General features: G+C 52.2%; 19 protein-coding genes and 1 riboswitch. All 19 genes read right to left on the bottom strand.

All coding sequences use genetic code 11. The features are described 5' to 3' along the window. Window positions 1–50: 50 nt before the first annotated feature. Window positions 51–1,856 carry a methyl-accepting chemotaxis protein gene (locus DFR42_RS23670; protein WP_110257530.1) on the bottom strand — a complete coding sequence of 602 codons (1,806 nt, stop codon included), beginning with the start codon at window positions 1,854–1,856 and terminating at the stop codon, window positions 51–53. A gap of 106 nt (window positions 1,857–1,962) precedes the next feature. Beyond that, window positions 1,963–2,508, bottom strand: a complete 546-nt coding sequence (locus DFR42_RS23665; RefSeq protein ID WP_110257529.1) for a chemotaxis protein CheW — start codon at window positions 2,506–2,508, stop codon at window positions 1,963–1,965. Between the two features lie 30 nt (window positions 2,509–2,538). Beyond that, the gene (locus DFR42_RS23660) at window positions 2,539–2,904 is read right to left on the bottom strand and encodes a response regulator (RefSeq protein WP_110257528.1); all 366 of its coding nucleotides are present in this window, start codon (window positions 2,902–2,904) and stop codon (window positions 2,539–2,541) included. Window positions 2,905–2,972: 68 nt separating this feature from the next. Next, a complete protein-coding gene (locus DFR42_RS23655; RefSeq protein WP_110257527.1) occupies window positions 2,973–3,881 on the bottom strand; it encodes a response regulator in 909 nt (302 codons plus the stop codon). A 39-nt stretch (window positions 3,882–3,920) separates the two neighbouring features. Then, window positions 3,921–4,005: riboswitch (cyclic di-GMP riboswitch) on the bottom strand. 164 nt (window positions 4,006–4,169) lie between these two features. Next, window positions 4,170–4,898 (bottom strand): pyridoxine 5'-phosphate synthase, encoded by a 729-nt coding sequence (locus tag DFR42_RS23650; protein WP_110257526.1) that lies wholly within the window; start codon window positions 4,896–4,898, stop codon window positions 4,170–4,172. Window positions 4,899–5,100: 202 nt separating this feature from the next. After that, window positions 5,101–7,101 carry an acetyl/propionyl/methylcrotonyl-CoA carboxylase subunit alpha gene (locus DFR42_RS23645; RefSeq protein ID WP_110257525.1) on the bottom strand — a complete coding sequence of 667 codons (2,001 nt, stop codon included), beginning with the start codon at window positions 7,099–7,101 and terminating at the stop codon, window positions 5,101–5,103. A gap of 153 nt (window positions 7,102–7,254) precedes the next feature. Continuing rightward, window positions 7,255–8,283 (bottom strand): biotin synthase BioB, encoded by a 1,029-nt coding sequence (bioB, locus tag DFR42_RS23640; RefSeq protein WP_422952011.1) that lies wholly within the window; start codon window positions 8,281–8,283, stop codon window positions 7,255–7,257. A 12-nt stretch (window positions 8,284–8,295) separates the two neighbouring features. After that, window positions 8,296–8,991: a dethiobiotin synthase gene (bioD, locus tag DFR42_RS23635; RefSeq protein WP_110257524.1), complete on the bottom strand. Its 696-nt coding sequence runs from the start codon at window positions 8,989–8,991 to the stop codon at window positions 8,296–8,298. Beyond that, the gene (gene bioF, locus DFR42_RS23630; RefSeq protein WP_110257523.1) at window positions 8,991–10,256 is read right to left on the bottom strand and encodes an 8-amino-7-oxononanoate synthase; all 1,266 of its coding nucleotides are present in this window, start codon (window positions 10,254–10,256) and stop codon (window positions 8,991–8,993) included. Before bioF ends, bioD begins: the two co-directional genes overlap by 1 nt. Next, window positions 10,253–11,590, bottom strand: a complete 1,338-nt coding sequence (bioA, locus tag DFR42_RS23625) for an adenosylmethionine--8-amino-7-oxononanoate transaminase (RefSeq protein WP_110257522.1) — start codon at window positions 11,588–11,590, stop codon at window positions 10,253–10,255. Before bioA ends, bioF begins: the two co-directional genes overlap by 4 nt. 41 nt (window positions 11,591–11,631) lie before the next feature. Further along, window positions 11,632–12,168, bottom strand: a complete 537-nt coding sequence (locus tag DFR42_RS23620) for a DUF1569 domain-containing protein (protein WP_110257521.1) — start codon at window positions 12,166–12,168, stop codon at window positions 11,632–11,634. 60 nt (window positions 12,169–12,228) lie between these two features. Further along, window positions 12,229–13,008 carry an enoyl-CoA hydratase/isomerase family protein gene (locus DFR42_RS23615; protein ID WP_110257520.1) on the bottom strand — a complete coding sequence of 260 codons (780 nt, stop codon included), beginning with the start codon at window positions 13,006–13,008 and terminating at the stop codon, window positions 12,229–12,231. Between the two features lie 75 nt (window positions 13,009–13,083). Beyond that, on the bottom strand, window positions 13,084–13,557 hold the full coding sequence (locus tag DFR42_RS23610) for a hypothetical protein (RefSeq protein WP_110257519.1): 474 nt from the start codon (window positions 13,555–13,557) through the stop codon (window positions 13,084–13,086). Window positions 13,558–13,581: 24 nt separating this feature from the next. Further along, window positions 13,582–15,204: a carboxyl transferase domain-containing protein gene (locus DFR42_RS23605; RefSeq protein ID WP_110257518.1), complete on the bottom strand. Its 1,623-nt coding sequence runs from the start codon at window positions 15,202–15,204 to the stop codon at window positions 13,582–13,584. 8 nt (window positions 15,205–15,212) lie between these two features. Next, window positions 15,213–15,596 (bottom strand): YchJ family protein, encoded by a 384-nt coding sequence (locus DFR42_RS23600; protein WP_110257517.1) that lies wholly within the window; start codon window positions 15,594–15,596, stop codon window positions 15,213–15,215. Between the two features lie 2 nt (window positions 15,597–15,598). After that, complete coding sequence (locus DFR42_RS23595; protein WP_110257516.1) at window positions 15,599–15,994, bottom strand: rhodanese-like domain-containing protein; 396 nt, start codon at window positions 15,992–15,994, stop codon at window positions 15,599–15,601. Between the two features lie 300 nt (window positions 15,995–16,294). Then, a complete protein-coding gene (locus tag DFR42_RS23590) occupies window positions 16,295–17,428 on the bottom strand; it encodes an acyl-CoA dehydrogenase family protein (RefSeq protein WP_110257515.1) in 1,134 nt (377 codons plus the stop codon). Between the two features lie 43 nt (window positions 17,429–17,471). Beyond that, a complete protein-coding gene (locus tag DFR42_RS23585) occupies window positions 17,472–18,140 on the bottom strand; it encodes an SDR family oxidoreductase (protein ID WP_110257514.1) in 669 nt (222 codons plus the stop codon). 127 nt (window positions 18,141–18,267) lie between these two features. Next, a complete protein-coding gene (locus tag DFR42_RS23580) occupies window positions 18,268–19,449 on the bottom strand; it encodes an acetyl-CoA C-acetyltransferase (protein ID WP_110257513.1) in 1,182 nt (393 codons plus the stop codon). Between the last annotated feature and the right edge of the window lie 46 nt (window positions 19,450–19,495).

The following is a 19,495-nucleotide window of genomic DNA, read 5'->3' as shown; positions in this document are numbered from 1 at the left end:
AAGTTGGAAAGAAAGAAACCTGCGCAAGAATTTGCGCAGGTTTGTTGGGATCAGGCTGCCAGTTTGAAGACGCGCACGGTCGACAAAAGCATCCTTGCATATTCCACCAGGTTGGTGGTTTGTGCAGATTGTTCATCAAGTTGCAAGCTGGTTTCCTGGTTGGTTTTCTTGATCTGTATCGCTCTGTCCAGCAACTCCTGGCTGGCCTTGGCCTGGCCGTGGGATTTGATGGCAATTTGCTGCACCGATTCCACCAGTTCAGAAGTTGCATTCTGGGTTGCCTGCATTTGCAGACCGGCTTGTTCTGCCAGACGGCTGCCTTCTACCACCTGGGCAATTGCCGAGTTCATGGTGTTGACCGTATCTGAAGTTTCCAGCTGGATGTTATTGACCAGGCCAGAAATTTGCAAGGTCGCTTGGCGCGCATTTTCTGCCAGCCTTTGCACCTCATCCGCAACCACCGCAAAACCACGACCAGCTTCACCGGCTGAGGCCGCATGCATACTCGCATTCAGCGCCAGGATGTGAGTACGTTCTGCAATCGCATTAATCAGGCCGACCACGCCGGAAATTTCTTGTGAACGTTCACCCAGGCGTTTAATCCGTTTTTCTGTTTCACGTATGATGTCGCGGGTACTGTTAATACCACCCACGGTACTGGTTACTGTATCCATCGCCAGTTGGGTCGAGCGTATCGCATTATCAGCAGCGCGGTTGCAGGTTTGGGCCAGGTCAGCAATATTGCGCATTTCTTCAGAGGCGGTGGACAGTGACAAGGTTGTATGTTCCACTTCCAGCCTTTCTTCTGCTGCTGCTGCCATCACGTTATCGGACTGGGCTTTCACTTTCAGCGTGGCCTCGGTCACATCGGCAGAAATATTACTTACATCACGCAACACTTTGGCAGTCTCGCTGGTCAGCATGTTCAAGGCATCAGATACCGCACCCGTCACGTCGGCAGATACCGGCACTTTCACTGTCAAATCTCTGCTCGCCAGTTGCGCCACCGCCTGCAACAAGACCAGTACGGATTCATTGAGTTTTTCATTTTCATCTTCAATGGATTTGCGACTGGCTTCACGTTCATCCACCATCTTGTCAAACTGGCGAGACAGCTTACCAATTTCATCAGGATGATTACTGCGCGCCCTGACGGTGGCATCACCCTGTGTCAGTTTTTGCATAACGCCAATCAGATGCGATACCGGCTTGGTGATACTGCGCGTCATCCAGTAAGCAACGCCAACCACCAGCAAGATGGAAAGCGCAGCCACTGCGGCCAAGACGTTTTTCGCTGTCAGGTAAGTATTATTGGCAGCAGCACCGTCCCTGTTCACCAGCTTGGTTTGGTAGTCGATCAAGGCATCCATGGAAGAAAACCATTTTTCCTGATCGGCTTGCAGGTTACCCAGCAGCCAGGCTGTGGCTTCAGTCTTTTTACCTTCAGTCGCCAGACGCATGAATTCCCTTTGCGAAGTACCATATTTGGTACGTGCTTCGGTCGCTGTCTGGAAGATGCCTTTTTCTTCATCGCTGGCGAGCAGTTTTGCAAAACCTGCGATGTTTTCTTCCTGGTTCTGTCTGCGTGACAAAATCAGTTGCTGTTCTTTTTCCACTGCTGATTGATCGTTCAGGAGCAGCATATTACGCATGGAACGCGCATTGGCATTGACGTTACCGAGCATCTTGTAGGCCAGCACAACCTTAGGATAGCTACCATCCACAATACGGTGAGTACCATCATTGATGCTCTTCAGGTTGGACATCGCCAGCCAGGCAGTTACCGCCAACAGCAGCAACACCGCTGTAAATCCCAGACTGAGCCGGATACCAATATTCGGAGTACGTAATTTCATTTTGCTCTCCACAAGAAAAACATCAAAGACTGCTTAATCAAACAAGGGTCAACCGTATTTTGTACAAGTTCTGTGTTTAAAATTTTTAAGCTCTGCGCTCTTCGCCTTACAGACTACGGCTGAGTTTTTCAAAAAAACTTTCATGATTAAAGTCCAGCCAGACCTTGTCATCCTTGACGAAGGCGGCTGGCACATGGGCTTCCAGTGAGGCTGGCAATTGCGGCATTTGTGTGATGGCGCGCAATTCTGTCAGCGGTTGCGGATAACTGTCTATCAGCATGCCAACGGCATTTTCTGCCTTGTCCAAAATCAGGAATAATTTGGATGCCGTGACTTCAGACCTGCGGCCACTGAGCACCAGACCCAGGTCAAAAATGGGAACCAGGTTACCGCGCAGGTTGATCAGGCCTAGCAAATGGGCCGCTGCACCAGGCAATGGTGCAACGGTCTGAGGCCGTATCACTTCACTGCCCACTTCTGCCTTGATCAGCAAATTCAGGGAACCGGCACGATAGCCATAACGCTTTCTTTCAACTAGCGGTGCCACATCGCTCCACAGCAAATCACCAGGTGGGGTGAAGCGCTCCAGAGCAACGCTGGGGGGCAGCCATTCCTTGGACTGCCCGGCATTGCTGGAAGTGAACTGACTCATGACAGCTCCCTGGTTCAGGATGGATAAAAATCAGGCAGCGATCTTGAGCTGATCAATGATCTGGTCAGCAGTATAGGGTTTGGCGACATAGCCTTTGGCACCCTGCAGCTGGCCCCAGATTTTGTCGGCTTTTTGCGATTTGCTGCTGACAAAAATGATAGGAATATCTTTGGTGGCAGGGTCTTGTGTCAAGCTGCGGCAGGCTTCATAGCCATCCATCTCTGGCATGACGATATCGAGGAAAATAATCGAGGGTTTTTCGGCCTTGGCTTTCTCCAAAGTATCCTTGCCACTGGATGCGGTGATCACCACATAACCGGCATCGGTCAATATGCTTTTGATGTTGGCCAGTTCAGTCGTGGAATCGTCAACAACGAGTGCTTTTTTCATGCCCATGATGTACTCCCGAGATGTGTAGATAAAACACCCTGATCCCCAGGGCAAAGGTAGCTTGTTGCAAAAATTCAGATACCCATGGCCAGGTCCTGGTTCTTGTCCATGGTGAAGATGGCGTCTCCTGCCGTCAGGGTCTTTTCCACTACAGCGCGGAACTTCAGGTGCTCGACCGGTTTGGTCAGATAACTGCTGCAACCCGAGAGCGAGCCACGTATGCGGTCAAAAGGGGAAGACTTGCTGGTCAGCATGACGACAGGCGTGCGCTTGGTTTGTGGATGGCGTCGTATGATCTTGCAAATCTCATAGCCATCGGCACCGGGCATGACGATGTCTAGGAAGATGATGTCGTAGTTTTTTTTCTCCAGCATTTGCAAGGCTTGTTCACCTGTTTCTGCACAGTCGGAAGCAATCTTCATGGAGCGCAATTCAAGATCTATCTTGATTCTTGCGGTAGGGCTGTCATCAATAATCAATGCACGGTAAGCGGTCTGCATGGCCGCTGCCTGAAGATTTTTTTGCACCAGTGGCTGCACAATAGCTGCTTTATCCATATCTGCCTTTTGAACCACGGCGGCACTGGCGGGAAATGCCGCTGGCAAAACTTTTTCCAGTTCATCTGCTACCTGATCCAGCAAAGCCAGCATCTTGGTCGGGACCAGGGGATGCAATAAATGGTATTTGCCTGGCTTGGCCTGACCCGCATTCGAAATAAAAACGGTCGCAGGTTCTGGAATATTGCGTGTTGCTATCAGCTCTTGCAAAGCAGCTCTGGCCTGACCGTTATCGGGGTCAAGTATGACGATATCCGGATCAGCAGCCTGACTGGCATCAAACAGCGCATAGGAATGCTTGCGACCGCTGGCCATGGTCAAGCTGAGCACGCTGCGCACCAGACGCAATTCATACTCAGACAAACCAAATACACTAATCAGAATTTTTTTTGAAGCGCAGGGGAGCGCCGTAGAGATGCTGTTCATGAGCGACCTACCTCTTAACGAAAAACCGCCTATGCGGATTACGGTATCTGGCTACCCTGCCATGATCAGCGAGGGCCCTGTAGTTTTGCGTCCCAGCCTTTCGGGTGGTTTGCCTTTAAACAACGCTGATGCACATCCCTATGAGAGTTCTCCTCCATAGGGCGGTACATCAACCACAGTGCCTCTTGCAAAGCACCGTTACCCCAATGTAGTTCAAGAATTTGTAAGCCACAAGGGAAAAGTTAACATTTTTTTGCTTTTTATTTTTTCATGCAAAAGATGCAAAATTTAGCCTGGCTGGCAAATTTTTGCGTATTTTGTGAGCACTTCAGCAATGCCCTGTTCCAGGCACTCAACGATGACCGCATGGCCTATGGAGACTTCCAGTATGCCGGGTATGGTCAGGAATTTGGCAAGGTTGTCCAGGTTCAGATCATGCCCTGCATTCACCCCCAGACCGGCATCCTGGGCACGTTTGGCGGCAGCCACAAAGCCCTGAAAAATCTCATCGCCCTTTGCCGTGCCAAAATGCTCAGCATAGGGTTCGGTATATAACTCAACCCGGTCGGCACCGAGTTCTTTGGCCAAGTGCATATCCTGGTTGTCGTAGTCAATAAACAAACTGCTACGTATGCCCAGCGCCTTGAGTTCTGCCAGCACGGGGCGTAAAAAGTCTGCATCCTTGCGCAAGTCCCAGCCATGGTCAGAAGTGAGTTGATCTGGCGCATCCGGTACCAGCGTGCATTGCGCAGGCTTGTTGCGCTTCACGACTTCCAGGAAGTCTGGCGCAGGATAACCCTCGACATTCAACTCTACCCCACGCGCCTGGCACAGCGCACCCAGAGTTTCCACATCACTATACCGCGCATGCCTTTGATCCTGACGCGGATGCAGGGTAATGCCATGTGCACCTAGGTCCAGGCAGCGCGCAGCAAAGGCTTGCACATCAGGGTAATTACGGCCACGTGAATTGCGCAGCAAGGCGATTTTGTTGATATTGATGGAGAGTGCGGTCATGGTGATTCCAAAGTCTGGGCAAGGTAATGAAAAATCATAGTTGCAGATTTTTCTTGTTCAGGTATTCATGATGGACTTGCTTGTCGATTTGTACAAGTAACACAGCGGGGTGATTTGCTGGTGCATCTGTTTTTTTGCTGAACATTTAGTAAAAAAAGCCAGCACAACAGTGCTGGCTTCACGGTACAAACTCCAGGCAAGCTTACTGCTGGAAAGCCAGCAATTGCGCGCCCTCAGTCACCTGGTCACCAATCGCATACAAGACTTCATCAATGACACCATCGTGCGGAGCAGAGATCGTATGTTCCATCTTCATCGCTTCCATGATCAGCAGGGCATCGCCCTTCTTCACTTCCTGCGCCTTGTTGACGAGGACGGCAACAATCTTGCCCGGCATGGGCGCAGTCAGGCGGCCAGTTTCAGCCTCGGCTTCACCGGCATGTGCCAGTGCATCGATGTAATGCAGGGCTGTATGTTTACCTTGACTGAAGACGTGGAAATGCTCACCATCGCGCACGACGGTAGCAGCCACGGTCTGGTTCGCAATCTTGATGACGATATCATTTTCATGCGCCAATGCCAGTCTGACTTGCACTTTCGATTCGCCTGCCTGCACTTGCCAGCCATCTGCCAGATAAGTCACTTGCACATCATGCGTCTGCTCTTCTTCTGTGAATTGCAGACTACGTTGCATGAGGCTGTTCATACGCCAGCCGTGGCTGGATTGCCATGGGTCATTGCTGTCCTTTGCTGATTTTTCTGAATTCAGCAAGGACACAACCGCCAGTGCCAGCGTCGTCAAATTCGCGGCTACCTGTGCAGGGAATAGTTCTGCCTGATTGCGTTCTATCAGGCCGGTATCCAGATCAGCGCCAGAAAAAGCCGTGCTGGTGACCAGGCGCGACAGGAAGGCGATATTGCTGCTCAGGCCGACAATCTGGTATTGCGCCAGCGCCTGTGCCATGCGGGCCAGTGCTTCTTTCCTGTCCTTGCCCCAGACTATCATCTTGGCGATCATGGGGTCATAGAAAGGCGAAATCGTATCGCCTTCACGCACGCCACTATCGATACGGAAAGCCGCAGGATCAGTCGCGCCACCGAGTTCAAAATTCACCGCAACAGGGGTGCGTGCATGACGCAAAGTACCTATCGATGGCAGGAAACCTTTTTCAGGATTTTCTGCATACACGCGTGCTTCAATCGCATGACCATGTATCTGTAATTCGCTTTGTTGCAACGGCAGTTTTTCGCCAGCAGCAACACGCAATTGCCATTCCACCAGATCAGTACCAGTGATCATTTCTGTTACCGGATGTTCAACCTGCAAACGGGTATTCATTTCCATGAAGTAGAAAGAACCATCCTGGTTGGCGATGAATTCCACCGTACCGGCACCAACATAACCAACTGCTTTTGCCGCAGCCACGGCAGCATCACCCATGGCCGCACGGCGTTCTGCCGTCATGCCTGGCGCTGGTGCTTCTTCCAACACTTTTTGATGGCGGCGCTGTACCGAACAATCGCGTTCAAACAGATAGACACAGTTACCGTGGGTATCAGCAAACACCTGTATTTCTATATGGCGTGGTCTTTGCAGATATTTTTCTGCCAGCACTTTATCGTCACCAAAAGAATTGATGGCTTCACGTTTGCAGGATGCCAGTGCATCCTTGAAGTCAGCAGATTTTTCGATAACGCGCATGCCCTTGCCACCACCACCAGCACTGGCTTTCAGCAAGACGGGGTAACCGATACGGTCAGCCTCAGTATGCAGGAAATCGGCATCCTGATTATCACCATGGTAGCCAGGCACCAGTGGCACATTGGCCTTTTCCATCAGGGATTTCGCCGCAGATTTGCTGCCCATGGCTTCTATCGCCGAGGCTGGCGGGCCTATGAAGGCGATGCCATTTTTGGCGCAGGCTTCAGCAAATTCACTGTTTTCTGACAGGAAGCCATAGCCAGGATGTATTGCCTGCGCGCCAGTCGCCAATGCGACTTCTATGATCTTGTCGGCACGCAGATAACTCTCTTTGGCGGCAGCCGGGCCTATCAAGACTGCCTCATCACAAACCGCGACATGCTTGGCATTGGCATCGGCTTCGGAATACACAGCGACAGTCTTGATGCCCATGCGGCGTGCGGTAGCAGCAACACGGCAAGCAATTTCGCCACGGTTGGCGATAAGGATTTTGGTAAACATGTCTCTAACCTTTTGGGTGGATGTATCAGTTGCGATAATTTTTTTCAATCAATCACCAAAAAAATGCTAAATAAAAACATGCATTTCTCTGTGTCTCCATCTTTTCTCTGTGGCCTCTGTGCTGAAGAAGTAGGGTCTTTTTCAAGTTCTTAATCAACCACAATTTCCAGCTTTCGCTTCGACCTTGCCACGCGTCTTCAATCCCAGCTTGTCGAGCAGCACGCGATCATCCTGCGCTTCTGGATTAGCCGTAGTCAGCAATTTGTCACCGTAGAAAATCGAATTTGCGCCAGCCAAAAAGCACATGGCCTGCACGGCCTCACCCATCTGGCGACGGCCAGCAGACAAGCGCACACGCGCCTTGGGCATGGTGATACGGGCGACAGCGATAGTACGTACAAATTCCAGCGGATCAAGCGGGTCCAGGCCATGCAAAGGTGTGCCTTCTACCTGCACCAGATGATTGACAGGCACGGATTCTGGATAGGGATTCAGGTTCGCCAGTTGCGCGATCAGGCCAGCGCGCTGGCGACGTGATTCACCCATGCCTACGATGCCACCACAACAGACTTTGAGACCCGCACTACGTACATGACCAAGAGTGTCCAGCCTGTCCTGGTAATCGCGGGTGGAAATCACATTGCTGTAAAACTCAGGAGCGGTATCGAGATTGTGATTGTAGTAATCGAGACCTGCATCTTTCAGGCGCTGTGCCTGTTCTTCCTTGAGCATGCCCAGAGTCGCGCAAGTTTCCAGACCCATGGCCTTGACTTCGCGCACCATGGTTTCTACTTTTTCCATGTCACGGTCTTTAGGTGAACGCCATGCTGCACCCATGCAAAAACGGGTTGCGCCGTTTTCGCGGGCGGCTTTGGCGGCATCCAGCACTTCGCGTACATCCAGCAATTTCTTGGCTTCTACACCCGTGTCATAACGTGCCGCTTGCGGGCAGTAGCCGCAATCTTCTTCGCAGCCACCAGTCTTGATGGACAAGAGGGTCGCCAGCTCCACATCACCATCAGGGAAGTTGGCGCGGTGTGCAGTTTGCGCCCTGAACATCAAGTCATTGAAGGGCAAATCAAACAGGGCCAGTACTTCATCCACGGGCCAGGTCTCGGCTTCTATCTTCTTGACCGGTGGCTGGAATTGCATGGTTTGCAAAGTCGTATCAGTAGCTTGCATCTTTGTTTCCTTTTACTTCAATTGACTCAAATCCAGATACGAGGCAGCAGTTTTTGCCTTCTCATGATCTGGAACATTCAAACGGGGAATATGCCCCAGCATGGGTGCTGCTACGCGCTCACGCAGGGCGGCAATATTTTCTTGCGGGTACAGCATGTTGGCATCAACGGTATTGGCAACCCAGCCTGCCAGCTTCAGGCCGCGGGCGGCGATGGCTTCAACCGTCAGCAATGCATGATTGATGCATCCGAGGCGCATGCCAACCACCAGTATCACGGGCAAATCCAGCGCTTGCGCCATGTCTGCGGTAGTCACCTGCGCATTCAGGGGTACGCAAAATCCGCCTACGCCTTCCACTACCACTGCATCTGCCTGTGCACGCAGCTGTTGAAAGCTGTTGACGATATGCGGCAGTTCTATATTTACATGCTCCAGCTCAGCGACGATATGCGGCGCTGCCGGTGTCTGCATCAGGTAAGGACAAACCAGGGCCAGCTCTGCCTTGACACAGGCAGCGGCGACCAGCATGTCCACATCTTCATTATGCAAGACGCCATCACGCATTTCTGCTCCGGCAGCGATCGGCTTCATGCCTACGCTTCGCAAGCCTTGCACCTGCATTGCATGCAGCATGGCAGCACTGACCAGCGTCTTACCTATCTCTGTATCAGTACCAGTCACGAAAAAGTCATGCCGCCGCTTTTGCATCAGGCCACCTCGGCAAAACACTGGGCCACATAACTCATCTGGTCCAGACGGTTAATCGCCTGCACCAGTTGCAGGACCTGGATTTCTGTATGCGCAGCAGACAGGGTCACACGCAGGCGTGCCGTACCAACAGGCACGGTAGGCGGGCGTATCGCCCCTACCCACAAGCCCTGGTCCATAAGATTGCCAGCTACCCTCAGCATAGCGGCATTGTCACCGATGAGGACGGGTTGTATCGCTGTGTCAGATGGCATGCCCTGCCAGACTTGCAGATGCAGGCCATCGCGGAACAGGCCTATCAGCTTTTGCAGATGCGCACGTCTTTGCTGGCCTTCTTCGCCTGCAATAATGTCTATGCTGGTCAGCAGTGCATGCGCCAGTGCCGGTGCGGCAGCGGTCGTATAAATATAGGAACGGGCGCGCTGCACCAGCCACTCAATCACGGTCGCGTCAGCCGCAACAAAAGCGCCGCCGACGCCAGCGGCCTTGCCCAGCGTACCCATGTAAACCAGATTCGGTGACTTGATATTCAGGTGCTCCAGCACGCCACGGCCATGCTGGCCCAGCACACCAAAACCATGCGCATCATCGACGATGAGCCAGGCATCATAACGTTCGCAAATTGCCAGCAGGGCTCCCAGTTCTGCGATATTGCCATCCATGCTGAAGACGCTATCAGTAACGACTACCCTGTGCTTGGTCTTGCATTGTTGCAGCATGCGTTCCAGTGCCGTGTAATCGCGGTGCGGGAATACCTGCACGGTGGCACGCGAGAGGCGCGCACCATCAATCAGGGATGCATGGTTCAGGGCTTCAGAAAATACTGTGGTGTCTTTATTGATGGCCAGTGCGGTGATGACCGCCAGATTGGCCATATAGCCCGTGCAAAAATACAGGGCGCGGGCATTATCGATGTGCGGTGAGACAAACTCGGCCAGGCGTTCTTCCAGCACCGCATGGGCACGGCTATGACCACTGATGAGGTGCGAGGCACCACTGCCTACGCCGTACAGCGCTGCACCTTCCTGCATGGCTTCTGCCAGTTTTGGATGTGCTGCCAGACCGAGGTAATCATTGCTGCAAAACGCCAGCAAGTCACGGCCATCGACTTTCATGTTTGGTGCTGATGGTGTTTCTACCGTGCGCCTTTGACGCAATAAATGTTTTTGATCCAGCACGGCCAGCTCTTGCTGCAAACCCTGTATCAAGGATTTGCGCTGAGTCGCTATGCGTATGCCTGGATTATTCTTGCTGCCATCTGTCATGCCATTACCTCTTCAAATACCAGTCTGGTTTTATGTGCCAGCAAGCTCATTTCATCCTGCTCAAGGATGTAGGGCGGCATCATATAGACTGTGCGGCCTATGGGCCGCATTAATAATTCCTGCTTCAGGGCCGCTGCAAAAAAGCGGCGTGAAAATGTTGCTGCGCGTTCTGCATCATCGACCACCGCATCAAAGGCGAGTATCATGCCTTGCTGGCGGAAGTGGCGCACGCGCACATCATTTTTCAAATCGGCAAAAGCAGTGTTCAAGAATTCTGCCTTGACGCGGTTCTTTTGCAAAACCTTGTCATCTTCAAATATCGCCAGTGTCGCCAGCGCCGCACGGCATGCCAGCGGGTTACCGGTGTAGGAATGCGAATGCAGGAAGCCGCGCCTTACATCTGCATCATAAAATGCCTGATAGACAGTATCCGTCGTCATCACCAGCGACAGTGGTAAATAACCACCGCTGATACCTTTCGACAGGCATAAAAAATCTGGCCAGATGCTTGCAGATTCACAGGCAAAGAAAGTACCAGTGCGGCCACAGCCTACGGCAATTTCATCAGCAATCAGATGCACCTGATACTGGTCGCACAATTCACGCAAACGCTTCAGATAGACTGGATCATGCATGGCCATGCCGGTCGCACATTGCACCAGTGGTTCTATGATGACGGCAGCAATCTTGCCTGCACGTTCCTGCAATTTGGCTTCCAGTGCGGCAGCGGCGCGCAGGGCCACATCGGCAGCAGTTTCTCCAGCCTCAGCCAGACGCGCATCCGGTGAAGCAAGGACATGGGCGCGCTGCAACATGGGGCCATAGGCTTCGCGGAACAAGCTGACATCAGTTACCGCCAGAGCCCCCACGGTTTCACCATGGTAGCTGCCCTGTATGCAAATAAACTCTTGTTTTTCAGTCTGGCCACCATTGCGCCAGGCATGGAAGCTCATCTTCAGGGCGATCTCGACTGCAGATGCGCCATCCGACGCATAGAAGCAATGGCCGAGGGCATGATTAGTCAGGGCCGCCAGTTTTTCTGATAATTCAACCACAGGCGCATGGGTAAAACCAGCCAGCATCGCATGTTCCAGCTTATCGAGCTGGTCTTTCAATTCTGCGTTAATGCGTGGATTGGCATGTCCAAACAGATTGACCCACCAGGAACTGATGGCGTCAAGATAACGCTTGCCTTCCATGTCAAACAGCCATGCACCACGGCCATGGCTGACGGGGATCAGCGGCACGGTTTCATGATGCTGCATCTGGGTACACGGATGCCATACATGTTGCAGGCTGCGTGCTACCCAGTCATTTTCTTGATTCAAATTCATTCCAGACAAATTAGCGGTCAAAGTTCATTCCAGTTCCAGATTCAAGCCACGGACTGTGTAGTCTGAATGAGCTTCAAATGATTCTCTATATGCATGACATGGGCCTGGGCAAACTCTGCCTTGCTCAAACTGCCATAAGCAAAATGCGGCTTGATCTCACCCGCATGGTTTTCAAATTTCTGTAATGCCGCGATCAGCATATCGATACCGGCATTCACGTCGCCACTCTCAGTAATTGCTGGCGCACCTGGTATGGGCTCAGTCAGATTATGTGTCATCGCACCGGCGACTGAAAAAGCATAAAAGGCGGCACTGCCTGCTGTTTTCTGAAAGGCAAGCGGTTTCATTTCCGGGTAACCCGTCATCGAATACTCTATGCTCTGCGCCAGGTGCACAAAGACTTTATAGGGCTGCCAGCCGGATAGACTGTCCAGTTTATTCAATTTCAGACTGGCAAGTTTTGCCTGCATATCTGCAATTGTAGTGATGACTACGGTGGACTTGCGATAAGCCACAGCGCCTGCTGCAGCCAGCAAAGATACGCCCAGGCCTGTCAATACCAGTCTACGCTTTGTCATCTTTGCCAGCTCCTTTTCATTCTATTCTTGCTTACTATCTACTTGATCTTCAAGCCAGATTCAACTTAACCAATTCGGCTTACGTTTTTCCAGGAAAGAACGCACGCCTTCACGTCCCTCTTCAGATGCACGTATCTGCGCTATGCCTTCTACTGTCGCGGCTATCAGTGCTGGCGTCACTTCACGGCTGGCCACATCCTGCACCAGGCGCTTGGCCTGCTTCACTGCATTCGGGCTATTGCTGCAAAGTGCCTTGACGATCTCGGCCACTTTGCCATCCAGTGCCTCGGCAGTCACCACTTCATGGACAAAGCCCGTGCGGTGTGCTTCTGCCGCCGTGAAACGCTCGGCAGTGATGAAATAGCGGCGTGCCGCGCTTTCACCCATTGCCTTGATGACATAGGGTGAAATCGTCGCCGGTATCAGGCCCAGCTTGACTTCACTAAGGCAGAAATTGGCGGTATCGACACTGACGACGATATCGCAGGCTGCCACCAGACCCATGCCACCGGCATAGCAATCACCTTGCACTTTGGCAACTACCGGCTTGCTACAGCTATAGATGGTATGCAGCATTTCTGCCAGTTGACCGGCATCCGCGAGGTTTTCCTCATGGGTGTAATCGGCCATCTTTTTCATCCAGTTCAGGTCTGCGCCAGCACAAAAAGCAGGACCATTCGCGGCCAGCACAATAGCACGAATGCTGTCATTCGTATCCAAATCGCGGAAAACCCGGGTGATCTCGGCTATGGTGGTTTCATTAAATGCATTACGGACCTCAGGACGATTCAGCGTGACTGTAGCCAGGCGATTTGCAATTTCTATACTTAAAGTTTCCATTTTTATACAGTCTCTTCTTTCGTAAAACCAACCAGTTCAGTCGCTTTTATCAAACCCGCAATTTTTAAGTCTGAGCTATTTTTTCATGCGTAGACACATGGCACCACCCACAGTGCGCATAGTCACAGGCACACCAACCATTCTTTGTTTATCCGTGGCATCCACTATGCGATAGCTGCAACGATTCCTGCCAGTTACGGTATCGAGGACATAGATGTGATCAGCCTCTGGCAAAAAGCTGAAATTGACAGTACATGACAAATTACCTTGTACCTCATAATAAGAAAAAGTCGTCAACTTATTTGCAACCAGTTTGGTCGAAGAAATACTTATTTTTCCCGCATCATCCATCAAGGTCCGGGCACCAGAACAATTCTCAGCATCGTCATAAACAGATAGCGTAAAACCAGTTCCTTTGGCTGGGATTATCCTGATCGCCAGGTCTGCAACAGGGCCGCTTTGTGGTGCCACATAAGGTGTGGTGACGCAGGCACTGCTCATGGCAGCACTTGCAGTAATTATCAGGAATTTTGCTAATTTGTATTTCATATTTATATTTTTAATGCAGAAAGCCTACATGCGGAACACACCAAACTTCACATCCGGTATCGGTGCATTCAAGGCTGCCGACAAGCCCAGGCCGAGTACCATGCGGGTATCTGCCGGATCAATCACACCGTCATCCCACAGGCGCGCTGAGGCATAGTAAGGATGACCCTGGTGTTCGTACTGATCCTTGATAGGTTGTTTGAAAGCTGCTTCTTCTTCAGCCGACCAGCTACCGCCCTTGCCTTCTATGCCATCGCGCTTGACAGTTGCCAGCACACTCGCGGCCTGCTCGCCACCCATGACGCTGATGCGGGCATTTGGCCACATCCACATGAAGCGTGGTGAGTAAGCGCGGCCACACATGCCATAGTTGCCAGCACCAAAACTGCCGCCTATGATGACGGTGAACTTGGGTACATTGGCTGTCGCTACTGCGGTCACCATCTTGGCACCATTACGGGCGATGCCTTCGTTTTCATATTTACGGCCTACCATGAAGCCGGTAATGTTTTGCAGGAACACCAGAGGTATCTTGCGCTGGCAGCACAGTTCTATAAAGTGCGCGCCTTTCAATGCTGATTCAGAAAACAGGATACCGTTGTTGGCGATGATGCCGACTGGCATGCCGTGGATATGCGCAAAACCACAGACCAGGGTAGTACCGTAGCGTGCCTTGAATTCATCGAAATGGCTGCCATCGACGATGCGGGCAATGACTTCACGCACATCAAAAGGCTTGCGGGTATCAACCGGTATCACGCCATACAATTCAGATGCCGGGAACTTTGGTTCTTCAACTTCTTTCATGACCACGGTTTGTGGTTTCTGGCGGTTCAGGTGTGAGACGATAGTGCGCGCCAGTGACAGGGCATGCGTATCATTTTGTGCCAGGTGATCTACCACGCCAGACAAACGGGTATGCACATCGCCACCACCGAGGTCTTCGGCACTGACGACTTCACCGGTAGCGGCTTTCACCAGCGGTGGGCCGCCAAGGAAAATCGTGCCCTGGTTCTTGACGATGATGGACTCATCGCTCATTGCTGGCACATAGGCACCACCAGCAGTACAGGAACCCATGACTACTGCAATTTGCGGTATGCCCTTGGCCGACATATTGGCCTGGTTGTAGAAGATGCGGCCAAAGTGATCACGGTCAGGGAAGACATCATCCTGATTAGGCAGGTTTGCGCCACCGCTATCAACAAGATAGATGCAGGGCAGATTGTTTTGCTCGGCAATCTCTTGCGCGCGCAAATGCTTCTTGACGGTCAGCGGATAATACGTGCCGCCTTTAACTGTCGCGTCATTACAGACAATGATGCATTCCTGCCCGGCCACGCGGCCTATGCCAGTGATGACACCGGCAGATGGAGCGGCATCGGCACCGCTCTTTTCTTTGTACATGTCGTAGGCAGCGAGTTGCGAAAACTCCAGGAAAGGCGTGCCTGCATCGAGCAGCATTTGTACGCGGTCACGCGGCAAGAGTTTGCCACGTGCCAGATGTTTCTTGCGTGCTTCATCGCCACCGCCAAGTGCAATCTTGGCGATCTTTTCTTTGAGGTCATCCACCACGGCTTGCATGGCCGCTGCATTGGCTTTGAATTCTTCAGAGCGGGGATTGAGTTTGGAATCTAAAGTTGTCATTATCTTTTTCACTTTTCTGGAAAACTGCCATCCACGTAAAACCACTTGCCTTCATATCGCACAAAACGGCTGAGTTCATGCAGCCTGTGTGCCTTGCCACCTATCTTGTACCTGGCAACAAATTCCACCGTCGCCGCATCACCATCCGCTTTGAATTTCTTGACTTCCAGCCCCAGCCATTTGGTTGGGTCATCATGCGTGATGCGCTCTTTGGGACAAGTCCGTTCATCCCAGGTCGCACGCAGATAGGCCTCATCGTTCAGCGTATAGGCGGTGTAACGCGAACGCATCAGCGCTTCTGCCGTTGGTGCTACCGCTGCGCCACTGATGTAAGGACCGCAGCACTGTTCAATATTTTTATTCAAGCCACAGGGGCATGCTTTGCTACTCATTATTACTTCTTGCTTTCCTTGATGGCGACTGGCGCTCCGGCGGCTTTCCAGGCAGTAAAGCCACCATCGATGTGTGCGACATTTTCCAGTCCCATGTCTTGCACGGTCTTGGTAGTCAGTGCACTGCGCCAGCCAGCGGCACAAAATAAAATAAATTCTTTTTTCTCGCCGAAGACAGGTTTGAAATAAGGCGAATCAGGATCAACCCAAAACTCTATCATGCCGCGCGGGGCATGATAGGCACCTGGGACGATACCTTCACGCTCGAGTTCGCGAATATCACGGACATCAATGAACTGCACATTGGCATCTGCGAGTTTGGCCTGGGCTTCTGCCACGCTATAGGTTTTGATTTCGGCATTGGCTTCATCAACTAATTGCTTGTAACCTTTTTTCATGCTGTCTCCGTTATTTCAACATCTCTTGAACATCCCCTCCCCCTCTCCAGGAAAATGGGGAGGGTTAGGGTGGGGATGGGGTTCGATCAATCGACGGAAAACGAAATTGCGTCAGAAACCCATCCCCATCCCGACCTATCCACTGCGCTGCTTTCAAGCAGCTTAGATTACATCGGCGCAAAGCATGTTTTGCGAATTCCCGCCTCCATCCCCTTGAAGGGGAAGGAGAAAAACAGGCTATGCTACGAGGCAGAAGTGCTTACAAGAACAACATTTGGAAATGTTTCTGACTCGTTCTATTTATCCGGCCAGCGCACGCCCAATCAAAATCTTCTGTATATCGGAAGTACCTTCATATATCTGGCAAACCCGTACATCGCGGTAAATGCGTTCTACCGGGAAGTCGCTGACATAACCGTAGCCGCCGTGGATTTGTATTGCATCCGAACAGACTTTTTCTGCCATTTCTGAGGCAAACAATTTTGCCATTGCTGCTTCTTTCAAGCAGGGCTTGCCTGCATCTTTCATGCTGGCGGCATGCCAGATCAATTGGCGGGCGGCTTCTATCTGGGTCGCCATGTCAGCCAGTTTGAATTGCACTGACTGGTGCTCGAAAATGGGCTTGCCAAAACTGGTCCTGTCTTTGGCATAGGCCAGTGCTGCTTCAAACGCAGCGCGCGCCATGCCTACTGATTGCGAGGCTATGCCTATGCGGCCACCTTCGAGGCCAGACAGGGCGATCTTGTAGCCCATGCCTTCTTCGCCTATCAGGTTCTCTGCCGGGATGCGGCAATTCTCGAACAGGATTTGCGCAGTGTCAGACGAATGCTGGCCCATCTTTTGTTCCAGGCTGGCGACGATATAGCCAGGCGTGCTGGTGGGCACCCAGAAGGCGCTGATGCCCTTCTTGCCTGCTTCTTTATCAGTAACTGCCATGACAATGGCGACATCAGCATATTTGCCGCTGGTGATGAATTGTTTGACGCCGTTAATGACGTAATGATCGCCATCACGTTTTGCGGTAGTGCGCAATTCCGAAGCATCGCTGCCTGCATGCGGTTCAGTCAGGCAAAAAGCACCTAGCATTTCACCCTGTGCCAGTGGTGTCAGCCATTGTTTTTTTTGCGCGTCGTTGGCATACATCATGGCGATACTGCAGACTGGGCAATTGTTGACAGATACCACGGTGGATGTGCCACCATCGCCGGCAGCGATTTCTTCCAGCACCAGAGCCAGCGATAAATAATCCATGCCAGCGCCACCAAATTCTTCTGGCACGGCTACGCCATAGGCACCCATTTGCGCCAGCTCTTTCAATTCTTCTGCGGGGAAATGATGTTCCTTGTCCCAGCGGGCGGCGTTTGGCACCAGACGGTCCTGGGCAAAGGCGCGCACGGCGTCGCGTATCATTTCGTGTTCTGGTGTGAGTAGCATGATGGTTCTGTTTTCTATTTGTGAGTGCTGTACTTGTGAAGATTTACCAGCTGTGTTCCGCGCCCGTGTATTGCAAATATTTGCCATTGTCAGCTGGTTTCAAGGCAGCCAGGGTCTGGCGTATGCCAGCCACGCTGACATCGACGGTGATTTCTGCTGCATCACCACCCATGTCGGTTTTTACCCAGCCCGGGTCCATCGCAACACAGATGGCCTTGCTGGTACTCAGCGATACGTCTTTCAATACTGAATTCAATGCCGTCTTGCTGGCGCGGTATAACCAGCCCGCCGGATTGCTGCGCTCACCTATCGATGCCATGCTGGATGAAATCACAGCCAGCTTGCCGCTGGCGTTTTCTACCAGCGGCAGCACAATGGGTAATATCCTCATCGCCGACAACAAGTTGGTATGCATGACGTTATCAAACTGTTGCTGGTCCGGTGCTGTCAGGCCCTCGGTTCTGGGGCCGAACACGCCAGCATTGAGGATAGCCACATCAATCTTTTCATCATCAAGACGCCAGCCCAGACCAGCACAGTCATTCAGATTGGTGACATCCAGGGGCAGCGCTTCGCAGCCTGCTGCCTGCAAAGCTGCAAGATCTTCTTCCTTGCGTGCAGTGGCAATAACACGCCAGCCTGCAGCCTTGTATTGCATGGCCAGTTCGTGGCCTATACCGCGTGATGCACCGATGATTAAAGCGACTGGCATGGTTTTCCTGTTACAAATATTTGCTAATACAGAAGGGAAAAATTACCGTCATCCCTGCGCAGGCAGGGATCCAGCGACTCTAAACGCCACTGGATTCCCGCCTGCGCGGGAATGACGTATTTAAAAATTACAGTAGTTCAATCGCCAACGCTGTTCCTTCTCCACCGCCAATACACAAGGCAGCTACACCACGTTTCTTACCCTGCTTCTTCAAGGCACCCATTAGCGTGATGATGATACGCGCACCGGATGCGCCGATAGGATGACCCAGCGCACAGGCACCGCCATGCACGTTGACTTTGTCATGTGGGATGCCCAGTTCTTTCATCGCTGCCATAGGCACGGTAGCAAAGGCTTCGTTGATTTCAAACAGGTCAACATCGTCCGTCGTCCAGCCCAGTTTTTTGTACAGTTTCTGGATGGCACCCACCGGTGCTGTCGTGAACCAGCCTGGTTCCTGCGCATTGCTGGCGTGGCCAAGGATTTTTGCGATTGGTGTCAGGCCCAGTTCTTTGGCCTTGGATTCACGCATCAGGACCAGTGCTGCAGCGCCGTCATTAATGGACGAAGAAGAAGCGGCAGTAATCGTGCCGTCTTTTTTGAAGGCTGGTTTCAAGGCAGGGATTTTGTCGAGCTTGGCTTTCAGCGGGCCTTCATCCTTGTCGATGACAACATCACCGCCGCGGCCAGATACGGTCACAGGCGCGATTTCCCATGCGAAGGAACCATCGGCAGTTGCCGCCTGCGCGCGCTTGACGGAGGCAATCGCAAATGCATCCTGCTCTTCGCGGCTGAAATTGTATTTTGCTGAACAGTCTTCAGCAAAAGTACCCATGGAGCGGCCCTTGTCGTAGGCATCTTCGAGACCATCGAGCATCATGTGGTCATACATCATGCCGTGGCCGATGCGGTAACCGCCACGTGCCTTGGGGATCAGATAAGGAGCATTGGTCATGGATTCCATACCACCGGAAACGATGACTTCATTGCTGCCAGCATTGATGGAGTCAAAAGCCATCATGGTGGCCTTCATGGCGGAGCCGCACATCTTGGACAAGGTCACAGCGCCGGTGGACACTGGCAAACCAGCAGCCAGCAAAGCCTGGCGTGCTGGTGCCTGGCCCTGGCCTGCCATCAGGCAGTTACCGAACAAGACTTCTTCTACCAGCTCTGGCTTGACACCGGCGCGCTCAACGGCAGCCTTGATGGCAACTGCACCGAGCTGGCTGGCTGTCAGGGAAGAAAAATCGCCCTGGAAGGCACCCATGGGGGTACGGGCTGCACCAACGATTACGATAGGATCACTCATCTTACTCTCCAATTAATATAGGCAAAAAAATTGCCTGGCTAATGAC

It is taken from the genome of Undibacterium pigrum (genome assembly GCF_003201815.1).
Classification (GTDB): domain Bacteria; phylum Pseudomonadota; class Gammaproteobacteria; order Burkholderiales; family Burkholderiaceae_D; genus Undibacterium; species Undibacterium pigrum.
Note: the sequence above shows the minus strand (reverse complement) of the source record. Positions and strands in the feature narration are given on the sequence as shown.

Coding starts and splice junctions, on each gene's coding strand:
- DFR42_RS23670 (WP_110257530.1), bottom strand. CDS start 1,856: ATGAAATTACGTACTCCGAATATTGGTATCCGGCTCAGTCTGGGATTT.
- DFR42_RS23665 (WP_110257529.1), bottom strand. CDS start 2,508: ATGAGTCAGTTCACTTCCAGCAATGCCGGGCAGTCCAAGGAATGGCTG.
- DFR42_RS23660 (WP_110257528.1), bottom strand. CDS start 2,904: ATGGGCATGAAAAAAGCACTCGTTGTTGACGATTCCACGACTGAACTG.
- DFR42_RS23655 (WP_110257527.1), bottom strand. CDS start 3,881: ATGAACAGCATCTCTACGGCGCTCCCCTGCGCTTCAAAAAAAATTCTG.
- DFR42_RS23650 (WP_110257526.1), bottom strand. CDS start 4,898: ATGACCGCACTCTCCATCAATATCAACAAAATCGCCTTGCTGCGCAAT.
- DFR42_RS23645 (WP_110257525.1), bottom strand. CDS start 7,101: ATGTTTACCAAAATCCTTATCGCCAACCGTGGCGAAATTGCTTGCCGT.
- bioB (WP_422952011.1), bottom strand. CDS start 8,283: ATGCAAGCTACTGATACGACTTTGCAAACCATGCAATTCCAGCCACCG.
- bioD (WP_110257524.1), bottom strand. CDS start 8,991: ATGCAAAAGCGGCGGCATGACTTTTTCGTGACTGGTACTGATACAGAG.
- bioF (WP_110257523.1), bottom strand. CDS start 10,256: ATGACAGATGGCAGCAAGAATAATCCAGGCATACGCATAGCGACTCAG.
- bioA (WP_110257522.1), bottom strand. CDS start 11,590: ATGAATTTGAATCAAGAAAATGACTGGGTAGCACGCAGCCTGCAACAT.
- DFR42_RS23620 (WP_110257521.1), bottom strand. CDS start 12,168: ATGACAAAGCGTAGACTGGTATTGACAGGCCTGGGCGTATCTTTGCTG.
- DFR42_RS23615 (WP_110257520.1), bottom strand. CDS start 13,008: ATGGAAACTTTAAGTATAGAAATTGCAAATCGCCTGGCTACAGTCACG.
- DFR42_RS23610 (WP_110257519.1), bottom strand. CDS start 13,557: ATGAAATACAAATTAGCAAAATTCCTGATAATTACTGCAAGTGCTGCC.
- DFR42_RS23605 (WP_110257518.1), bottom strand. CDS start 15,204: ATGACAACTTTAGATTCCAAACTCAATCCCCGCTCTGAAGAATTCAAA.
- DFR42_RS23600 (WP_110257517.1), bottom strand. CDS start 15,596: ATGAGTAGCAAAGCATGCCCCTGTGGCTTGAATAAAAATATTGAACAG.
- DFR42_RS23595 (WP_110257516.1), bottom strand. CDS start 15,994: ATGAAAAAAGGTTACAAGCAATTAGTTGATGAAGCCAATGCCGAAATC.
- DFR42_RS23590 (WP_110257515.1), bottom strand. CDS start 17,428: ATGCTACTCACACCAGAACACGAAATGATACGCGACGCCGTGCGCGCC.
- DFR42_RS23585 (WP_110257514.1), bottom strand. CDS start 18,140: ATGCCAGTCGCTTTAATCATCGGTGCATCACGCGGTATAGGCCACGAA.
- DFR42_RS23580 (WP_110257513.1), bottom strand. CDS start 19,449: ATGAGTGATCCTATCGTAATCGTTGGTGCAGCCCGTACCCCCATGGGT.